Source organism: Sphingopyxis sp. NFH-91, from assembly GCF_021401285.1.
Taxonomy (GTDB): domain Bacteria; phylum Pseudomonadota; class Alphaproteobacteria; order Sphingomonadales; family Sphingomonadaceae; genus Sphingopyxis; species Sphingopyxis terrae_A.
On the sequence record NZ_JACBGA010000015.1, the window covers coordinates 19711 to 36169 of the forward strand.

Consider the following 16459-nt stretch of genomic DNA (forward strand, 5'->3'; position numbering starts at 1 on the left):
GCGGTTTGCCACGGGCCGATCGGTCGTTGGCGGCGGCTCAGGGGTTGCAGATGGAGCAATGCCCCGGTTCGGCCCTCCGGTCAGGGTCGAGGCATCGTTCCGCCACATGGCCGCAATTGCCGCATTTGCGAACCTCGATCCAGGCCTCGCACGTCGGACTTGCGCACCAGCGACAGGGCCGGCCATCCTTCGTCCGCGGCGTCCAGCCCGGATAATCGCAACTGGGGCAGCGGGAGGTGAGGGCGCGTAGCAGGTCCTGCGCGGCAAGCGATATCGACGCCATCCGCTGCGGATTGCGATGCGCGCGCATATCGGCTTCGAGCCATATCGAGCCTTCGCGCGCGATAGCGGCGCTGGCCTGCGACACCAGATGCCTCCGGTCCGATACACCTTTCGCGATGATCGGGCCGTCCTTTCTCGTCATCAATATAATGGCGTGGCCGGGAAAGCCGATGGCTTGGGCAAAGACTTCGACCTCGTCGATCGCTTGAGCCTGCATCTGGCGGAAATTGGTGTCGAGGCTGAGATAGCGGCCCACGATCATTTTGCCCGACTGCCTCTCGATGAGGCCGACCAGTTCGAAGCCTGCCGGGATGAAGGGGAAGGCCGGATGCGGTCCGAATGCGCCCTCGCTCGCGACCGCATAATCGGCTTCCGGCGCGGCGGCGAGCCCGGCGCGGGCTTTTGCAGCCAGGGCCTCCTGCTGGCTCCCCGCCCGGCGGATATCGCGCGTGAAGGTTCCGAAGCGATCGGTGTCGATTTGCGGACGCGGCAGAAACGCGAGGCCGAGCGGCGCCAGGGCGGGAATGATGACGCGCTCCTTGCCGTGCATCGTCGCAACGACGGCAGTCTTGCCCTGCGTGTCAAAAGGATGGATCACCGGCTGTTTCGATCGACGGAGCGAAATAGTCAGAGCGCATCACCTCGACATCCGACAGGAATGTCACGCCGGGGCGCCGTTCGAAGAGGCGCGACAGGCCGCTGGCGACATCGGCGATGATCGCCTCGTCGCCGACGCCCACGAACATCACGAGGCCGCTTTCGTCGTTGAAGATGGTCCTGCCCTGATGAAAGCCATGATGACCCATGCCGGCAACGTCGCGGATCATGGTCCAGCCGCTGACGCCGGCCGCGCGTAGCAAATCTTCGACCAATGTTCGATCTTCGGCCCGCATCACGATCTCGATCTTGCGGCGCCGATGCAGCGGAAGTGTGTCGTCTTTGATGGTCATGATCAAATCTCCTGCTTTAACAATCGATAGCGAGAAGGCTCCGGCCCTCGCTGCAGTCGGCGCCATCTTCGCGCCAACGCCGCGCGCGGGCAGTCTCGGGCTCGATCACGATGAGTTGCACCCAGCCCTTGCCAAACAGTCGCCGGAGGATGTCGCTGGACTCGACCAGCGCGGCCACGCGATCGAATGGCGCCTGAACGACGGTCAGCAGACGCTGGGGGATATGGTGAGGAAGACCGTCGTCGCAAAAGAGTGACTGGCGAGGCAGGCCGATCTTGAGATCGCCGCCATTGCCCTGGACGACGCCGATGCCGCCGATGACATTCTGGGTTACCTTGTCGCCTGACCCGTAATTCTGATTGTCGATCGTCGAAAAGAGATATTGGCAGTTGATCCACTGCGCCACGACCATGGGCGCCGTCAATATGGTTGCCAGTGCACTGCCATCCGTGTCGGTCCGCCAATCATAGCTATGGAGGAAAGCGCGTCCTTGAAGGTCGATCATGCGGGTGAGGTCGCGCGGGCCAACAATGAAGGCGGCGTTTCCGGCCAGGCCCCACTCGGGCCTGACTTCGCCCCAATGCACGGCACCGGTCAGCAGGTCACCCGGCGCTCTGCCCAGCAATAGGGCGCGGCGGGCACGATTGGTCTCGGCGGCGCGGGCGAGACTGGCCGAAAGCGCAGCGAGGTCGGCAGCGTGGGTGGGGGGTATCCGATCAGCATCGAAGATCACGACCTCATCCGTGGTCGTATTATGCTCGGCAGCCAGGAAATAGGTTGATCCCGGCAGCGCGATACCCTCCTTGGCCAGGCCCGAACGGACATCTTCATCGTTCAGCATGGCTGCAAGCAGTCGCGCGTTCGCGCCGCCGGCATGGCCGCCGCAGGCGCCGCAATCGAGCGCGGCCGCATAGGGATTGTTGACCGCACTTGCGCCATGGCCCGTCAACACCACAAACCTTGCGGTATCGGGCTGCAGCCCGGTCAGGCGGAACAAGGCCGAGGCATAGCCAATCTTGTCGGCGAGCGCGAAGCCGGCATGATCCTCATGGGCATCGCCTGCGGGCGCGAGCGCGCGCTGCCGGCGCGTCCGAAGCGCGGCGGCTGCACGGCCCGTAGCGCGCGGCGCAAAGGTCCGTGCCAGCATCAAGGCAGCGGCAAGCGGTCCGGTCGCCTCTGCCGCGGCAAAGGCCGTCGCAGGCCCAGCTTTAGCAGCCGCGAACAGATCGGTAGTGCAGGCATCGCCACGCGCCCTGTCAGCGATTGCCTCAGCCTCGCTTTCCCGGCCGGGAACCGGACGCTCCGAAATGTCGTGACGGGGCGAGAGAAGCACCGGCAGCAGGCGGGCGCGATGCGCGCCGGCGAAGGGATGCAGCGCAATGGGCAAACCGAAAAATCCGGCATAGCCGAAGGTTTCATAATTGCCTTCTGCTTCCAGAGCTCGCCGGAAGGGTTCCGAGCGCACGTCGATGCAGAAAACCAGCTGGGCATCGGGTCGTGCTGGCGGATTGCTGGTTCGAGCGGCCCTTTGCAGCGCCGGCATGAGGCCGTTTGCATAGCTCCGCTCGGCCGCCATCATGAACAAGGCGCCAAGCCTGTCGTCGTCGACTTCCGCCACGCTATCGAGCCTTTGGGCATCGCGCGGGCCCAGCGCCTTGGCGGTCAAGCCGAAGTGCGCCAACAGTGCGGCGCTCTTGTCTTTGTCGGCGGACGGCGCGCCGAGCGGCGCAGATAATGCGTCGGCGCGCGCCAGCAAGATCCAGAGCGCGACAAGATCTGCCATCGTTGCCGGGGCATCGGCCACGCGGTCAGCGTCGGCATGTTCGCTGCGCCAGCGGATATGGCCGGCCCATCCAGGGAGACGTGCAACCAGGCCCGACAGATAAGCGAGCGGGTCAACCTCCGCTTCCAAGCTCGCCAGACCTTCGGAAATTGCCTCGAGCGGGTCGCGCGGAACGCTCAACAGGAGCGCTGCGCCACGCGCGCCGGTGAGCGTCCGGTATTCCGGGTCATAGGCTGCCATCGCCAGCACGGCGCGATAAAGTCCGAGGTCGCGGTTGGGTAATGGCATCGCCGTCAGGCCATGGTCGAAAAAGGCGCCGCACCATTTAGCGATGAACGCCGCGTCAGGGCCGAGTCCTGCTCTCCGTTCGGGCCGGTCGCCGCGTCCGATCACCAGCAGGCACGCCATCAGCGCGTCGAGCATTGTTACGCCCGGCGCAATCGGGGCGGCGGCGCGATAGATGCCGCCCAGATGTCCGATGGCCGCATCGCGCAAGGCGGCTTCCTCGATGCGGCCATTATCGAGGAGCCGCCGCCACAGCGCGAGCGGCAGGGTGCGGTGCGCGCCGAATAGGCTCGACGCCTCCGCCACGGCCTGCGCGAACGGCAGCTCTTCGAAACCCGCCAGCGGGTTGACGGCAATAGCGCTTTCGAGCGGCCATAGCGGCGCTACGCTACGCGCGGCGAGCGCAACGAGCCCGGCGACTTGGGTCCGGGCGAGCCGGTCGTCGGTACGTTCGACGGGAGCAATCATGTTCATGCGAGGTCTCCGGTACGGGTGGCGCGAAGGGCGCCGGCATTGAGAAGGCGGACGTAGAGCGCCGGCGGGAGCGCTGCGCCGCGCGCAATCCGCGCGGATTGGAAGAGCCACGCGACGAGGAAGAGGACAGCGAGCGCAATCAGCAAGGGTGATGGAAGCAAGGGTTCGGCGTGCGCTCCATAAAGGCTGCGGATCAGCAAAAGACCCGCGGCGTTCGCCGCGATCAGCGCCGTGACCAGACCGACCAGCCGGGCGCGCGCGCGGCGCGAGGCGGGAGCGCCATATCCCGCAATCAGCGTAGCGGCGCCCGCGGCCACGGCGAGGGTTAGCGCCACAAGCTCTCCCCCCACTTCGGCGGTAAAGGCAAGATAGACGCCTGCAAGCAGCGCGACGAGGGCCGCCATGCGGACGGCGGCGCGCGAAATCGAAACCCCCTCGCGCTCGCGCATCCCGATGAGCGAACCCGCCCCAAGAAAGAGCCAGGCTTTGAACAGCCCGTGGGCTACGATGTGCCAGAGCGCGGCGGCATAGGCGCCAAGGCCGCAGCTCATGATCATGAACCCCATTTGCGAGACCGTCGATCCGGCTAGCGCGCGCTTGGCGTCGGGGCGGACCGCCATGATGCCAAGGCCCCAGAAGGCTGCGAAAAACCCCAGGCCGACCGCGGCATAGCGCGACGCAGGCGCCGCCTCGAGCACCGGCGCAAGCCGCAGCAGCAAAAAGCCGCCGGCATTGACAAGCCCCGCGTGCATTAGCGCCGACACCGGCGTTGGTGCCGTCATCGATGAAAGCAGCCAGGCCGAGAAAGGCGGCAGAGCGCATCGGGCGGCCGCTGCAACCACGAGAAGCAGCGCCGCGAGGTGGCCGGAGAAAGGCGAGAGGCTGCCGCTTCGCGAAAGCGCAGCGCTTATATCGGTTGTTCCGCCATGTCCCCCGACAATCGCGAGCGCGGCGAGAAGCGCGAGATCGCCGATCAGGAAAGTCCGCCGCGCGCGTGTGGCGGCTTCGCGAGCCTCGGGAAGCGCATTGGCGTGCCCGATGAGGCTCGCTAGTAAAATGCCGCTCGCTACCCAGGCGGCGGCGAAGGCCAGCAAATCATTCGTCAGGACGAAAAGCAGCACCGATCCGATCAGCAGGGCGATCCGCGCAAAATAGGACGGGCGCCGCGGATCGCTTCGCATGAATCTGCGTGAGAAGGCCGCGACAATCGTACCCACGAAGAGGATCATCCCGGCAATGACGAGCTGAAGAGCAGAGAGCGGCCTTGGACCTTCGGCGGCCAGAAAAGCGAGCCCGGCAATTCCGACAGGTGCGGTCCAGATGGACGGGTGCCTGCTCGTCAGCGTCGAAGCGGCGTCGTTTCGTGCGATGGCAGCGGTCATGCGAATTCCTTTCGCATCGCCGATGCCTCATCGTCCAAAATTGATAAAACGAGTTTTTGAAATGCCATTAATTGACAATTGAAATGATTGTTGCACATTGCCGCCATGGTCAGCGCGCCCAACCTCGACCTCGATCTCCTCCGCTGCTTCGTGACGATTTCCGAAGTGGGGAGCTTTACCCGGGCTGGCGGCCGGCTCGGCCGGACACAATCGACGATCAGTCTGCAAGTGAAGCGGCTCGAGGAGCAGCTGGGCCGGACGCTCTTCGCGCGTACACCCCGATCGCTCAGCCTCACCGATGATGGCAAGCGATTGCTTGGGCCGGCCCGGCAGTTGCTGCGCCTCAATGACGCGGCAATTGCCGAGCTGTTCGAACCCGATATGGCTGGACGCGTCAGGCTCGGGGTGCCTGAAGATTTTGCCACCGCCCATCTGCCCGCGGTACTGTCAACTTTTACGAAGGCGCATCCTCTCGTCGAGCTGGAGGTAACCTGCGATCTCACGCTCAACCTTCTGGACAAATTTCATGCCGGCGCATTCGATTTCGTGCTCGTCAAGCGCGAGCCGTCGGCGCCGCTCGAGGGCGTCCGGGTGTGGCGCGAGCCGCTGGTCTGGGTCGCGCGCGATCAACTCGCGGCGACGGGCCTTGCGAGCATTCCGCTCGTCGTCTCGCCCGAGCCGTGCGTCTATCGCAAGCGCGCGGTCGATGCGCTCGAGGCGATCGGTCGCGACTGGCGTGTCGCCTATACATCGACGAGCCTTGCGGGCAGCCTGTCGGCGGTTAGCGAAGGCCTCGGCATTGCGGTGCTGCCGCGCGAGATGGTGCCGCCGCACCTGACCTCGATTGCCGGTGAAGCCGATTTGCCATTGCTTTACGACACCGAAATCGCGCTCATCGAGGCAGCGGGCTTGTCGGAGACCGCGCACCGCCTTGCTCAACATGTTGTCGCCGCGCTTGAACGCGGTAGCTGAGTTCCGATGGTTCCCCGCCTTCATCCCGCGTCAGATATTCCGTTCGGGAAGCTTGATGGCGCTTTATCGGTCACAGATGTTCATAGGAGCGTGCGTCAATATGCACGTCGATTCGACGAATGGGCTAAGGCGGTTGGGCTCAGAAGCCAAGGTTAGGGGACGCATTCGTTACGCCGAACCATGCGTCAATCATCTACAAACGACCGCCAATTTGCGTGCCGTGCAAATTCTGCTTGGACACACGAAGATTGAAGACACGATGCGGATAGCGGGGCGTCGACGTTGAACATGCTCTGACTCTGGCAGAAGGCATCGAAGCCTAGCAATCCAATGTCGATATCATTGAGAGCGAACGCTCTGGCGTGCTTTCGAACCTCCGCTCACTTTATTTGGTCCCCAAAAGCGGACGGTCTCCAACTGGTCAGGCTCGGTCCAGCAGAGTCTGAACGCTTCCAGATTTCTAACTCTCAAACCGGGCAGGCAGCCCCGACCGGCCACCTGAGCATGTGAGCGACGGGTTGCTGGTGCCCGCCTGTTGCCGGACCGGATGGAAGCAGGCCGGCAATGATTTGGAACCGCGTGCTGTAAAGCGCGGCGACAACCCCTCCGCCGGGCGAAGGGGCCGCTCCCGCGACTAGGCCGACGCGCCGCCGTCGATGTTCAGCGTGGTTCCGGTGATGTAGGTAGCATCTGGGCCGGCCAGAAACGACACCGCTCCTGCGATCTCCTCGACCCGGCCGTAGCGACCGAGCGGAATGGCACCGATCATCTGCTTCGCGAACTCGCCCTCAGCGGGATTCATATCGGTGTCGATGGGGCCCGGCTGCACGGTGTTGACGAGGATATTGCGCGACGCGAGGTCCTTTGCCCAGCCGCGCGCCAGCGCCGCCACTGCCGCTTTGGTCGCGCTGTAGATCGCGGTCGCGGGGAACGCCATCTCGCCCGAGATGCTGCCGATCAGGATAATACGCCCCCCATCGCGCAGGTGCGGCAGCGCCGCGCGCGTGCCGACGTGCAGGCCCTTCACATTGACCCCGAATTGACGGTCATAGCTCTCGTCAGTGTCGTCCCCGACGGTAGAGAATTCGGCGACGCCGGCATTGTGGACAAGGATATCGATCCCGCCTAGCGCGGCCGCTGCCTGTTCGACGCCCGCCCGCTGTGACCCGGGCTGGGAGGCATCGGCCTGAAAGGCAAAGGCGGTGCCGCCCGCGCGCTCGATCGCCGCCACGGTCGCGTCGGCCGCCGCCTTGTTGCCCGAATAGGTGATCGCGATCGCCGCGCCATCGGCCGCGAGGCGCTTGGCGATCGCCGAACCGATACCGCGCGATCCGCCGGTGACGAGCGCTTTTTTGCCCAGAAGTGACATGTAAATTCTCCAATTTTGCCCGCGATCACGGCGTCGTGCGCTGCCGGCAAGGCACAAGATGGATCGCCAATTCTATAGTTCAATATTCCCGAACTATTAAAATTGCGTCGCGGGCCTATATTGTGCCTATGCCCCGCTTCACCCATCCCAGGCTGGAAGATGTGCCGCTCGAACTGGCGCTCCATGCCCTCGCCGATCCCAACCGTCTGGCCATGGTCGCGCGCCTGGCCGGCACCGAGCAGCTGAGCTGCACCAACGCAGCGCCGTGCGACTCGATTCCCAAGAGCACGCTGTCAAACCACCTCAAGTTGCTGCGCGCCGCAGGACTGATTGAGACGACGCAGGTCGGCCGCGAGATGATCAACAGGCTGCGCCGCAAAGAATTCGAGCAACGCTTTCCCGGCCTTTTGGATGCAATCCTCGCCAACCGCCCCGCCTAGCGCAAAGCAAGGCGCCGGTGATCGTCGTCGGACGCTGTCGGACCGCTCGCTCGGGGTTGCCAGTCTCACTTGTACGTTCGCTTCATGCGCGAGACGGAAGCGACCATTCAGCGGCTGGCCAGGATCGAGATTCTCCCGCAAAGCTTGGCATGCTGATTTACGGTGAACCCGTGGTCGACAGAGCCGCTCTCGGCGCGGGGCCGGCATCTGGATTTCGCACGATCCAGCCGTGACCGTTGCGCAAGTCGAGCGGGATGAGCCAGCGGTGCAAAAAAAGCATTCCGAGATCGCCGTCCATAATCATGTCCGCGGTGAACAGAAGGTCGACTGGAGGTCAACGCCTTGGGGTCACTTGGAAATGCGCCGACTGCGACCCTTCTGCATCCGCCTGCAAGCCGAACATGGCCGCATTACGCTTTGCAACCAGTACCGTGCGTCCATTTCCGGAATTAAGCTCCATACATATCGGCCCGCGTGGGCTGATCACATGGGCCCTGACGACAAGAGCCGTGCCCTGCTTTCTCCCCCTGGATTGCTGTCGACGATTATTCGCCCGTGTTGCGTCGGAGAGGCGCAGAAAGCGTTATCACGGTGAGCGAGAGAACCAGCCAGCCGAGCGCTGCGTACACCGCTTTGGCGATCCGCCAGGGCCTTGCCCATGCATCGGAGCGAATTGAACAGATGCCTTCTTCGCGCAGGTCCAGAAGGGGAATGAAGACATCGGTGGCATAAATCCAGGTGTCGATGGCTTGACCGCAAGGGATGCTCGTTCGCACCGCTGAGCCCGGCACCACCTCGATGCCCAGAGAATTCTCGCCTGCGACCGCAACGCCCTGTACAGGCGTGAGAGACAGTTCGAGGGCAGGGGGACCCGAGCCGCTGAAGTCCAATCCGAGCATCGGAAGTGGCTGCCCGTGATTGGCTGCTTCGACGCCGATCCAACCGACAAGGAGGAAGGCGGCGCAAGTCGCAAGCGCTCTTGTCGGCGACAGCCCGTAGCGGAACAATCCACCCCAGAAAGTGACCAGCGCGGCTTCATAGATCGGGCCGAACAATTGGCGAAGCCCTGGCCACATGCGACTTCGCTGCTTCTTGATGTCGCGGCGGGCCTTTTCGGCTAGCACAATATTCGCCTCATCGGCAAAACCATGCAAGCGATAGACCCGCGCAAATGCCTCATAGGGTTGGGGCGACCAGTCCTGGATGCGGCTCTGGACCTGGCGGCCGAGCCACGCCACCCTGGCAGTGGCGCCCGACTGGCTGTCCCGCATCCCGGACAAGCGGCGCGACGTAGAATTGCCTAGCGCGCGCCCACGCATCTCGACAAATCGCCGAACCGAAATACCTTCGAGCAAAAGTCTCGCATCCTCACCCCAGAGCGCGCCGTCCTGATCGTTCAGAGCAGCGCATTCGAGACCGCTCAGATCACTGACTGGAAATGCAGCGGACATGCATTGTCGCACCAGCAGATCGCGGCGAACGGCATCGAGCGAAGTCCAATCGGCGTCGAAAAGCGGAGCAAGAGCGTCTGCCCGGTCCGCAAATCGATGGCCGAGCGGGCCTTTGAACTCTCCCGCGCTCGACTGTTCGGTCATTTGGCTGACGGACTGCTCGGAAAAGGAAAGCTTGCCCGATTGGTCAATCCTGGCCTTGCAGTCGATGCGCGCGCCGCCATATGCGAGCGCTAACCTGACGTCCCAGGCGAGGGTGTCAGCGACCGGCGGGTCTTGCTCTATGATCCGCATCCGGCCCTCGCTGCCTTCAAGCATTCCGGTCAAGAAGGCGACATAGGCCGGCACGGTGTCCAGGGTTAGGCGCGGCGGGCAGAGATATTCGTTAAAATTGTAGATTTCGGTTGCCGTGCCGCGCAGGAAGACGATCGCGTTGTCGTTGTCCCAGAGCAAGGGCGTGGAAATCGCCCGGCCGCTGCGTTGCCAGATAATGTCGGCGCAGGTCCAGCCGGGATAGAAGGGCAGCTCCGCGACCCGAACATCCATGACCGAGGGCGTGCCATTCTCATCGCAAAACAGCTCGATCGCATAGCTCATCCGGCCATAGAGCCGTATCTGCCCGCCGATCTGCCCGTCGGCCAGATCGATGCGGGTAGGAGCGGCGAGGGATGAAATCCGAAGGCCTTGGTCTCCGGCTACTCGCTCACCTTGCTTGCCGAAGATGATGTCGCCCCTGACCTGCGCACGGCGCAGGTTCAACGATCCCGCAACCCGGCCCGTGACGACGATATTTCGGCCGATTTCGAGATCGGGGGCGTTCACGGCCTCGGTGATGCCGCGCTCGAGATGCGCATTGGCCATGTCGCCTTGCGCCATCACATAAAGATTGCCGCGAATGCGCATCCCGTCGAGCTGCGCTGTGGTGCCGGGGTCGCGAAGCTCGAGGACCATGTCCTGATCACAACTGAAACCGGTTGCCTGGACAGCGGGAACCCAGTCCCGTGACGGGCCGAGTGACAGCATGGTGCTTCCCGTCACGATCCCCGATCGCAGATTGACGCCGGCTTCGATTTCGCCGCTTATCGACAGGCGGCCGCCGACTTCGACACCTTGCGCTTCGACAGGACCCGTCGCACGGCTGCCGTCTTCGATGCCGAGCTGGATGTTGGCGGCACATTTGAGTTGTTCCAGGCATAGCGTCGAATTGAAGGTCAAATTGCCAAGTGCCAGTTCGCCCTCGATCTGCGCCGAGCGAAGATCGGCGGCCGGTTGCCACGCACTGCACCGAAAGCTGGCGCCGTTCAGATAGACGTCGGCGCCGGCGCGAAGCAGGGGCGCTCTCAACAGCGGCAGCGCGTCTCGATCGAACGGCTGAGCGTCGACAAGTCGAATGTCGCTGAGGTCGATGTAGGCCGATACATTCATGCTGGCCAGATCGAGCGCAATCCGGCGGCGGCCGGCCCGGACGCGCAAGCGGGCGGCCGAAACAGCGCCATCGATGCGCGCATCGGTGAGCACCACGGGACCCGCGGCGACCGTCTTGTCGATCCACAGACCTGATGCGCGCAAGCCCTCGCCGTTGAGAGCAAGGCCTTCGGCGCCGGCGGCCAGCCGGGCTTTGGTCAGATCTATCGGTGCGCCCACCTGCAGAAATTGCAGGCGCAGGCCGCCCCTGGCGCGCAGACGTGATGCCAATATCCCACCCGTCACATGCGCCCTGTTCAAATGCAGTGCGAAATCACGTCCTGTTTCGCTCCGAACACCGCTCAATTGCGCCGCTTCGGCATTCAGCGCGCCTCCGATCGTCGCCTGGCTCAGTCGGATCATGCACTCTTGACCGGTGAAGGCACGCACCGAGGCGAGGTGGACATTGCCAAGGGTCCGCAGACCAATCGCATCGAGCAGCTGCAGCTGCGATCGCTCGAGCGAGAGGCGCAGGATATTGGCGTTGGTGAGGATGATCGGCGCGTCGAAGTGGCAGTCTTCAAAGACAAGTTCCAACAGGCGGCTCTCGCCCTCGCTCTCGCAAAGACCGCCGAGGTCCAGCGAACCGCGAACCACGACGCCCGATAGCTTCACGACGCTCGTCTCACCCGTTTCGCCGCGCGCTCTTTGCCGGACGAACGCCGCGAGATCCGCACCCGGGACGGTGGGACGTCTGCGCGCGCCGTTGACGAAACTGCCGTATTGCCGGAGCGCAGCGATTACGCGACCGCCGGGCTGCTCACTGTCGCTGACCATCCTCAGTTTCCCTCTCGCAACGATCTGCGAATTGACGAAGTCACATTTTTAGCGGTCATATATGCCTCGTGGCTCTCTCAAGTCGCAATCGAGCGCAATATGCGGGCGGCCATGTCGGCGTGAAGTTTCGAGGGCTCGCCGACCGATTCCCACAGCGCCAAGGTCGGACGCGCGGGCGGGCGCGGCGGACGTATATATTCGGTGAGCGGCGTTCGCGGGAGGCCCACCGGGTCGATCTCCGGATTATGGAAGGGATTGTCGTCGAAGCAGCTCTTGAAGGCTGCGTCGAAGCGATAATTGGGCAGCTTGGCAATGACCGCTTCGTCACCGGCGACCTGAAGGAGCATTTCATCGGGTGGCAGCGCCAGAACGCCATTGGGATCCTCGTGCCCGACGAGCCCGCTCATCGTGGTTGCGGCGAGCATCGTATTGGCTCCGAAACATTGCACGACCTTGGAATTATTGACCATCGTCTGCCAGTCATTCGGATACAGAAATTCTAGCTGCGATGCGTCCTGCCAGAAGCTCCAGGTCTGCAGGCCATAGCCGCGAAGCAGGGTGACGGCCTGGCGAAGTTCGTTGAACGTGCCAAGCTGTGCCGCTTCGTCGAGGATGAACAGCGTCGAAAGCGGAGGCCGGGCGCGCCGGCGCATGATCGCGGTCATCAGCGACCCGACCCAGAGCCGCAGCAGGCGGCCGTGCGATACCAGCATGTGTGGAGGCACGACGATGTAGATCGTCATCGGGTCGCCGCGCGTGATCGCATCGAAATCGATGCTCGAACGATCGGTCGCCAGTTGCAGCGACGGCCCGCGCAGGAAGTCGATCGCTTCCTGCGCAAATGCGACGATGCCGCCAAGGGTTTCCGGTGCGCTGATCTTGAAGAGCTGGCCGGTATTGCGCGCCTCGGGATGGCGCGAGCCTTCCAGGGCCTCGACGAGCAAAGCCCCGTTGCTCTCGGCTGCGCCGTTCACGATCTGCCGCAGCCGGCCCAGATTATGGTCCGACTTTGGCATATCGGTCAGCAGGTGAAACAGCGCCCCGACGAGCAACTGGCGCGCACGCCCCTGCCAGAATTTGTCGCGGTCATTGGTAAATGCGAGCAATTGATCGATGAGAACATGCGCCTCGTCGACGGCCGTCGCCGAATGCGGATCGATCAGATCGAGCGGGTTGAGACAGTCGCCGGGAAAGGATGTAATTCCGATCGGATCGAGCACGATAACCTGCTGCCCGAGCTCGCGCCGACGGCGTGCGGTAATCGCTGCATTCTCGCCCTTGGGGTCGATAACGATCGCGGGTCCCTTGTGCCGAAGCAGCGCCGGGACCACGCAGCCGATGCCCTTGCCAGCGCCAGTCGGGGCGATGGTGATCAAATGCCCCTCGCCTTCGAGAAGTATGGGGCGCGCAGCAAGGTCCGGCGCGCCTGCGTCGGCGCCGAAGCTGAATCCGATCGGCCGCTGCCTGGGACGGGTCTCGAGCGACCAGCCGACGAGCAAGCCATCGCCTTCGATGGTTTCGGGCAATTTGAGCGTGGAGGGGGTCTTTGCCCCGAACTGGTCGGCCAAGGCGCTCATTGCGATGCTCCTGCGCCGGTCTGGCGATAGAATATCCCATCGAACCGGATAGCATGATCGGGAAGACCGTCGGTCAGCAGCTTGTCGTCGATCATGTCGACGAGGCCGTAGGTCGAGATCAGAAAGGTCGCCTCGAACAGCGTAGCGCCGAAGAGAACGAGTGCGTGAGTTTTCCATCCGTCGCGCTGGCGGACGGCCTCCAGCGGCCTCGCGAGCGGGACCGCGCTTTCAGGCAAGTCGAACGGGTAGATGAGCTGCTGGAGCCGGCCGGGCGATTCGATGATAAAAAATGGCTTGTCCTCCATCCGGACGGCGCTGCAGAACACCCGCAGATAATCGCACACGGCCTCGGCCTTTTCGATCCGGATCGATATGAGATCGTTGACATCGTGGAAGATGCGCGATGTGCCATCGAGTATATGCGGACCGTGAGGGCCGTAGAGAAAGGATATGACCTTCGAGGCTGCATCGGTCTGCTCGATCAGCGCATCCACCCACATCCAGTCCGGCCAGAATAGCAGCGGATGGACGCGAAACGCGCCGATCGCGCCGGGCGGACATGCCGCGCTTGCAAAGCTGCCATCGCGCTCCAGCACCCCGCGAAACGCATCGGCCACATCTTCGGCGAGTTCGTGCCAGGGTCCGACCAGCGGCGGCGTCGGCCAACGCATATCCAGAATCATGCGAACTTCATCCCCTGCAAATGGCTTCGACTTGATCGACCCGCGCGCATTCAGAAGGGACTCCATGGCTCCTACGGGCGTCGCGGCTCATTAAAGTTTCTGCCATTCTCTCACGCGGATAGTCGGACGTCCTTGCGCAAGTTTCAAGGATTTCTAAAGGCATGATCCGTCCGGTTCATGCGTCGGGCAGGCAGCATGGCATCCAGGCAAAGTGGGCAAGTCGGAAGGGGCGCCAGCGCCGCGGTCGCCCGCGGCGTGCGGGGGCCAATGATTGCCAACGAGGCTGCACCGATACTGCGCGCAAGATGGGGCGATCGAACGTGTGCGTGAAGAAGAAGCGCAGCGCGCTGACGATGCTGTTCATCGTTCACTCGCGCTCCGAAAAGGGCGTAGCCGCTCTAGACCATTTCTGCGGTGCATCGGCTGGGTGAGGGCGGCAGGTTGCCCCGCCGCCCTCCGAGCGTCAGAAGTCCATCGCCGGCATCGGCGCGGTCTTATCGTCCTTCGGCAACTCGGCGACGAGTGCCTCGGTCGTGATCAACAGCGAGGCGACCGATGCCGCATCCTGCAGTGCGGTGCGCACGACCTTGGCGGGATCGATCACGCCGGACTTGACGAGATCCTGATATTCGCCGGTCGCTGCGTTGAACCCCCAGCCATAGTCCTCGCTCTCGAGCAGCTTGCCGACGATCCACGCACCGTCTTCACCGGCATTGTCGGCGATCTGGCGCGCCGGCGCACGAAGCGCGCGGCGGACGATGTCGATGCCCGACTGCTGATCGTCGTTCGCGGCTTTCAGGCCTTCGAGTGCCTTGAGCGAGCGAAGCAGCGCGATGCCGCCGCCGGGAAGAATACCTTCTTCCACAGCCGCGCGGGTTGCGTGGAGCGCGTCGTCGACGCGGTCCTTCTTCTCCTTGACCTCAACCTCGGTCGCGCCGCCGACGCGGATCACCGCGACGCCGCCGGCGAGCTTGGCGAGCCGCTCCTGCAGCTTCTCGCGGTCATAATCGCTCGTCGAGGTCTCGATCTGCTGGCGGATCTGCGCGACGCGGCCGTCGATATCCGACTTCGCGCCGAGGCCGTCGACGATCGTTGTATTATCCTTGTCGATGACTACCTTCTTGGCGCGCCCGAGCATGTTGATCGTGACGCTCTCGAGCTTGATGCCGAGCTCCTCGCTGACGACATTACCGCCGGTGAGCACCGCGATATCCTCGAGCATCGCCTTGCGACGATCGCCGAATCCCGGCGCTTTGACCGCCGCGACCTTGAGGCCGCCGCGGAGGCGATTGACGACGAGCGTTGCGAGCGCGTCGCCCTCGACATCCTCCGCGATGATCAGCAGCGGCCGGCCCGACTGCACGACGCTTTCGAGCAGCGGCAGCATCGCCTGCAGGTTCGACAGCTTCTTCTCGTGGATCAGGATGTACGGATCGTCGAGTTCGACCTTCAGCTTCTCGGCGTTGGTGATGAAATAGGGGCTGAGGTATCCGCGGTCGAACTGCATGCCCTCGACCGTTTCGAGCTCGGTCGCGAGGCTTTTGGCTTCCTCGACGGTGATCACACCCTCATTACCCACCTTCTCCATCGCCTCGGCGAGGATGCGGCCGACCTCTTCGTCGCCATTGGCCGAGATCGTCGCCACCTGGGCGATCTCGCTGTTGGCCTCGACCGACTTGGCATGCGCCTTGAGGTCGTCGACGACGGTGGTCACGGCGAGGTCGATGCCGCGCTTGACGTCCATCGGGTTCATGCCCGCGGCGACCGCCTTCGCGCCTTCGCGCACGATCGCCTGCGCGAGCACGGTCGCGGTCGTGGTGCCATCGCCGGCCTTGTCGTTCTGCTTCGAGGCGACCTCGCGCAGCATCTGGGCGCCCATATTCTCGAACTTGTCGGCAAGCTCGATTTCCTTGGCGACGGTCACGCCGTCTTTGGTGATGCGCGGCGCGCCGAAGCTTTTCTCGATCACGACATTGCGTCCCTTGGGGCCGAGCGTGACCTTCACTGCATTCGCAAGCGTATCCACGCCGCGCAGCATGCGATCACGCGCGTCGGACGCAAATTTCACTTCCTTGGCAGCCATTTCTTCCTCCTTCTCGATATCCTTTCAGTTGCTGGATGGATGCGGCGTCAGGCCGCCTTCTTGAGCGCCTCGGCCTGCTCGATCACGCCCAGAATATCGCTTTCCTTCATGATGAGCAGATCCTCGCCATCGACGCGCACCTCGGTGCCCGACCATTTGCCGAACAGGATGCGGTCGCCGGTCTAGACGTCGAGCGCCGTGACGGTGCCGTCTTCGGCGCGGGCGCCCGGGCCGACGGCGACGACTTCGCCCTCCTGCGGCTTTTCCTTTGCGGTGTCGGGGATGATGATGCCGCCCGAGGTCTTCTCCTCGGCTTCGATGCGGCGGACGACCACACGGTCGTGCAAGGGACGGAAATGCATGCATTGTCTGTCGTCAGAACATTTGGCGCAGATCGCGGCGTTGATTAGCGGAGCGCGGGCCTCGTCCTGGGGTTGATATTAAGCGGCGAGCTTGCGGTGCTGCAAGCGTCGGTGTTCGATGGTCT

The 16459-nt window shown here is 63.6% G+C and carries 12 protein-coding genes and 1 pseudogene; 3 read left to right on the plus strand and 10 right to left on the minus strand.

Features of this window, described 5'->3' with window-relative positions; all coding sequences use genetic code 11:
- Positions 1–37: 37 nt before the first annotated feature.
- Genes L0963_RS18840 through L0963_RS18855 form a run of 4 tightly spaced genes read right to left on the minus strand, consistent with a single transcriptional unit; the run spans position 38 to position 5156 of the window.
- Positions 38–880: a DUF6671 family protein gene (locus L0963_RS18840; RefSeq protein WP_234181203.1), complete on the minus strand. Its 843-nt coding sequence runs from the start codon at positions 878–880 to the stop codon at positions 38–40.
- Positions 864–1298, minus strand: a complete 435-nt coding sequence (locus tag L0963_RS18845) for a P-II family nitrogen regulator (RefSeq protein ID WP_234181205.1) — start codon at positions 1296–1298, stop codon at positions 864–866. The genes L0963_RS18840 and L0963_RS18845 overlap by 17 nt, the downstream gene beginning before the upstream one ends.
- Positions 1249–3774: a DUF2309 domain-containing protein gene (locus L0963_RS18850; RefSeq protein ID WP_234181207.1), complete on the minus strand. Its 2526-nt coding sequence runs from the start codon at positions 3772–3774 to the stop codon at positions 1249–1251. The genes L0963_RS18845 and L0963_RS18850 overlap by 50 nt, the downstream gene beginning before the upstream one ends.
- A complete protein-coding gene (locus L0963_RS18855) occupies positions 3771–5156 on the minus strand; it encodes a proton-conducting transporter transmembrane domain-containing protein (RefSeq protein WP_234181209.1) in 1386 nt (461 codons plus the stop codon). Before L0963_RS18855 ends, L0963_RS18850 begins: the two co-directional genes overlap by 4 nt.
- A gap of 105 nt (positions 5157–5261) precedes the next feature.
- Here L0963_RS18855 and L0963_RS18860 point away from each other — a divergent pair, with 105 nt between their 5' ends.
- The gene (locus L0963_RS18860; protein WP_234181211.1) at positions 5262–6128 is read left to right on the plus strand and encodes a LysR substrate-binding domain-containing protein; all 867 of its coding nucleotides are present in this window, start codon (positions 5262–5264) and stop codon (positions 6126–6128) included.
- A gap of 634 nt (positions 6129–6762) precedes the next feature.
- Here the strand turns inward: L0963_RS18860 and L0963_RS18865 are convergent.
- Positions 6763–7497 carry an SDR family NAD(P)-dependent oxidoreductase gene (locus L0963_RS18865; RefSeq protein ID WP_003046994.1) on the minus strand — a complete coding sequence of 245 codons (735 nt, stop codon included), beginning with the start codon at positions 7495–7497 and terminating at the stop codon, positions 6763–6765.
- A gap of 128 nt (positions 7498–7625) precedes the next feature.
- Between L0963_RS18865 and L0963_RS18870 the strand changes: the two genes are divergently transcribed.
- On the plus strand, positions 7626–7937 hold the full coding sequence (locus L0963_RS18870; protein ID WP_062900914.1) for an ArsR/SmtB family transcription factor: 312 nt from the start codon (positions 7626–7628) through the stop codon (positions 7935–7937).
- Between the two features lie 545 nt (positions 7938–8482).
- Here L0963_RS18870 and L0963_RS18875 read toward each other — a convergent pair.
- From L0963_RS18875 to L0963_RS18885, 3 genes are all read right to left on the minus strand, one after another.
- Positions 8483–11629: a hypothetical protein gene (locus L0963_RS18875; protein WP_234181213.1), complete on the minus strand. Its 3147-nt coding sequence runs from the start codon at positions 11627–11629 to the stop codon at positions 8483–8485.
- A gap of 77 nt (positions 11630–11706) precedes the next feature.
- A complete protein-coding gene (locus L0963_RS18880; protein ID WP_234181215.1) occupies positions 11707–13206 on the minus strand; it encodes a type IV secretory system conjugative DNA transfer family protein in 1500 nt (499 codons plus the stop codon).
- Positions 13203–13889, minus strand: coding sequence for a hypothetical protein (locus L0963_RS18885; protein WP_234181217.1), 687 nt, complete (start codon positions 13887–13889; stop codon positions 13203–13205). Before L0963_RS18885 ends, L0963_RS18880 begins: the two co-directional genes overlap by 4 nt.
- Positions 13890–14194: 305 nt before the next feature.
- On the opposite strand from L0963_RS18885, the gene L0963_RS19745 reads away from it, so the two are divergent.
- The gene (locus L0963_RS19745) at positions 14195–14320 is read left to right on the plus strand and encodes a hypothetical protein (RefSeq protein ID WP_267960782.1); all 126 of its coding nucleotides are present in this window, start codon (positions 14195–14197) and stop codon (positions 14318–14320) included.
- A 32-nt stretch (positions 14321–14352) separates the two neighbouring features.
- Here L0963_RS19745 and groL read toward each other — a convergent pair whose 3' ends face one another.
- Both groL and groES read right to left on the minus strand, forming a co-directional pair.
- On the minus strand, positions 14353–15972 hold the full coding sequence (gene groL / locus L0963_RS18890; protein WP_234181219.1) for a chaperonin GroEL: 1620 nt from the start codon (positions 15970–15972) through the stop codon (positions 14353–14355).
- 47 nt (positions 15973–16019) lie between these two features.
- Positions 16020–16334, minus strand: a pseudogene (gene groES / locus L0963_RS18895) (co-chaperone GroES).
- Positions 16335–16459: the final 125 nt, after the last annotated feature.

Coding starts and splice junctions, on each gene's coding strand:
- L0963_RS18845 (WP_234181205.1), bottom strand. CDS start 1,298: ATGGCGCCGACTGCAGCGAGGGCCGGAGCCTTCTCGCTATCGATTGTT.
- L0963_RS18850 (WP_234181207.1), bottom strand. CDS start 3,774: ATGAACATGATTGCTCCCGTCGAACGTACCGACGACCGGCTCGCCCGG.
- L0963_RS18855 (WP_234181209.1), bottom strand. CDS start 5,156: ATGACCGCTGCCATCGCACGAAACGACGCCGCTTCGACGCTGACGAGC.
- L0963_RS18860 (WP_234181211.1), top strand. CDS start 5,262: ATGGTCAGCGCGCCCAACCTCGACCTCGATCTCCTCCGCTGCTTCGTG.
- L0963_RS18865 (WP_003046994.1), bottom strand. CDS start 7,497: ATGTCACTTCTGGGCAAAAAAGCGCTCGTCACCGGCGGATCGCGCGGT.
- L0963_RS18870 (WP_062900914.1), top strand. CDS start 7,626: ATGCCCCGCTTCACCCATCCCAGGCTGGAAGATGTGCCGCTCGAACTG.
- L0963_RS18875 (WP_234181213.1), bottom strand. CDS start 11,629: ATGGTCAGCGACAGTGAGCAGCCCGGCGGTCGCGTAATCGCTGCGCTC.
- L0963_RS18880 (WP_234181215.1), bottom strand. CDS start 13,206: ATGAGCGCCTTGGCCGACCAGTTCGGGGCAAAGACCCCCTCCACGCTC.
- L0963_RS18885 (WP_234181217.1), bottom strand. CDS start 13,889: ATGATTCTGGATATGCGTTGGCCGACGCCGCCGCTGGTCGGACCCTGG.
- L0963_RS19745 (WP_267960782.1), top strand. CDS start 14,195: ATGGGGCGATCGAACGTGTGCGTGAAGAAGAAGCGCAGCGCGCTGACG.
- groL (WP_234181219.1), bottom strand. CDS start 15,972: ATGGCTGCCAAGGAAGTGAAATTTGCGTCCGACGCGCGTGATCGCATG.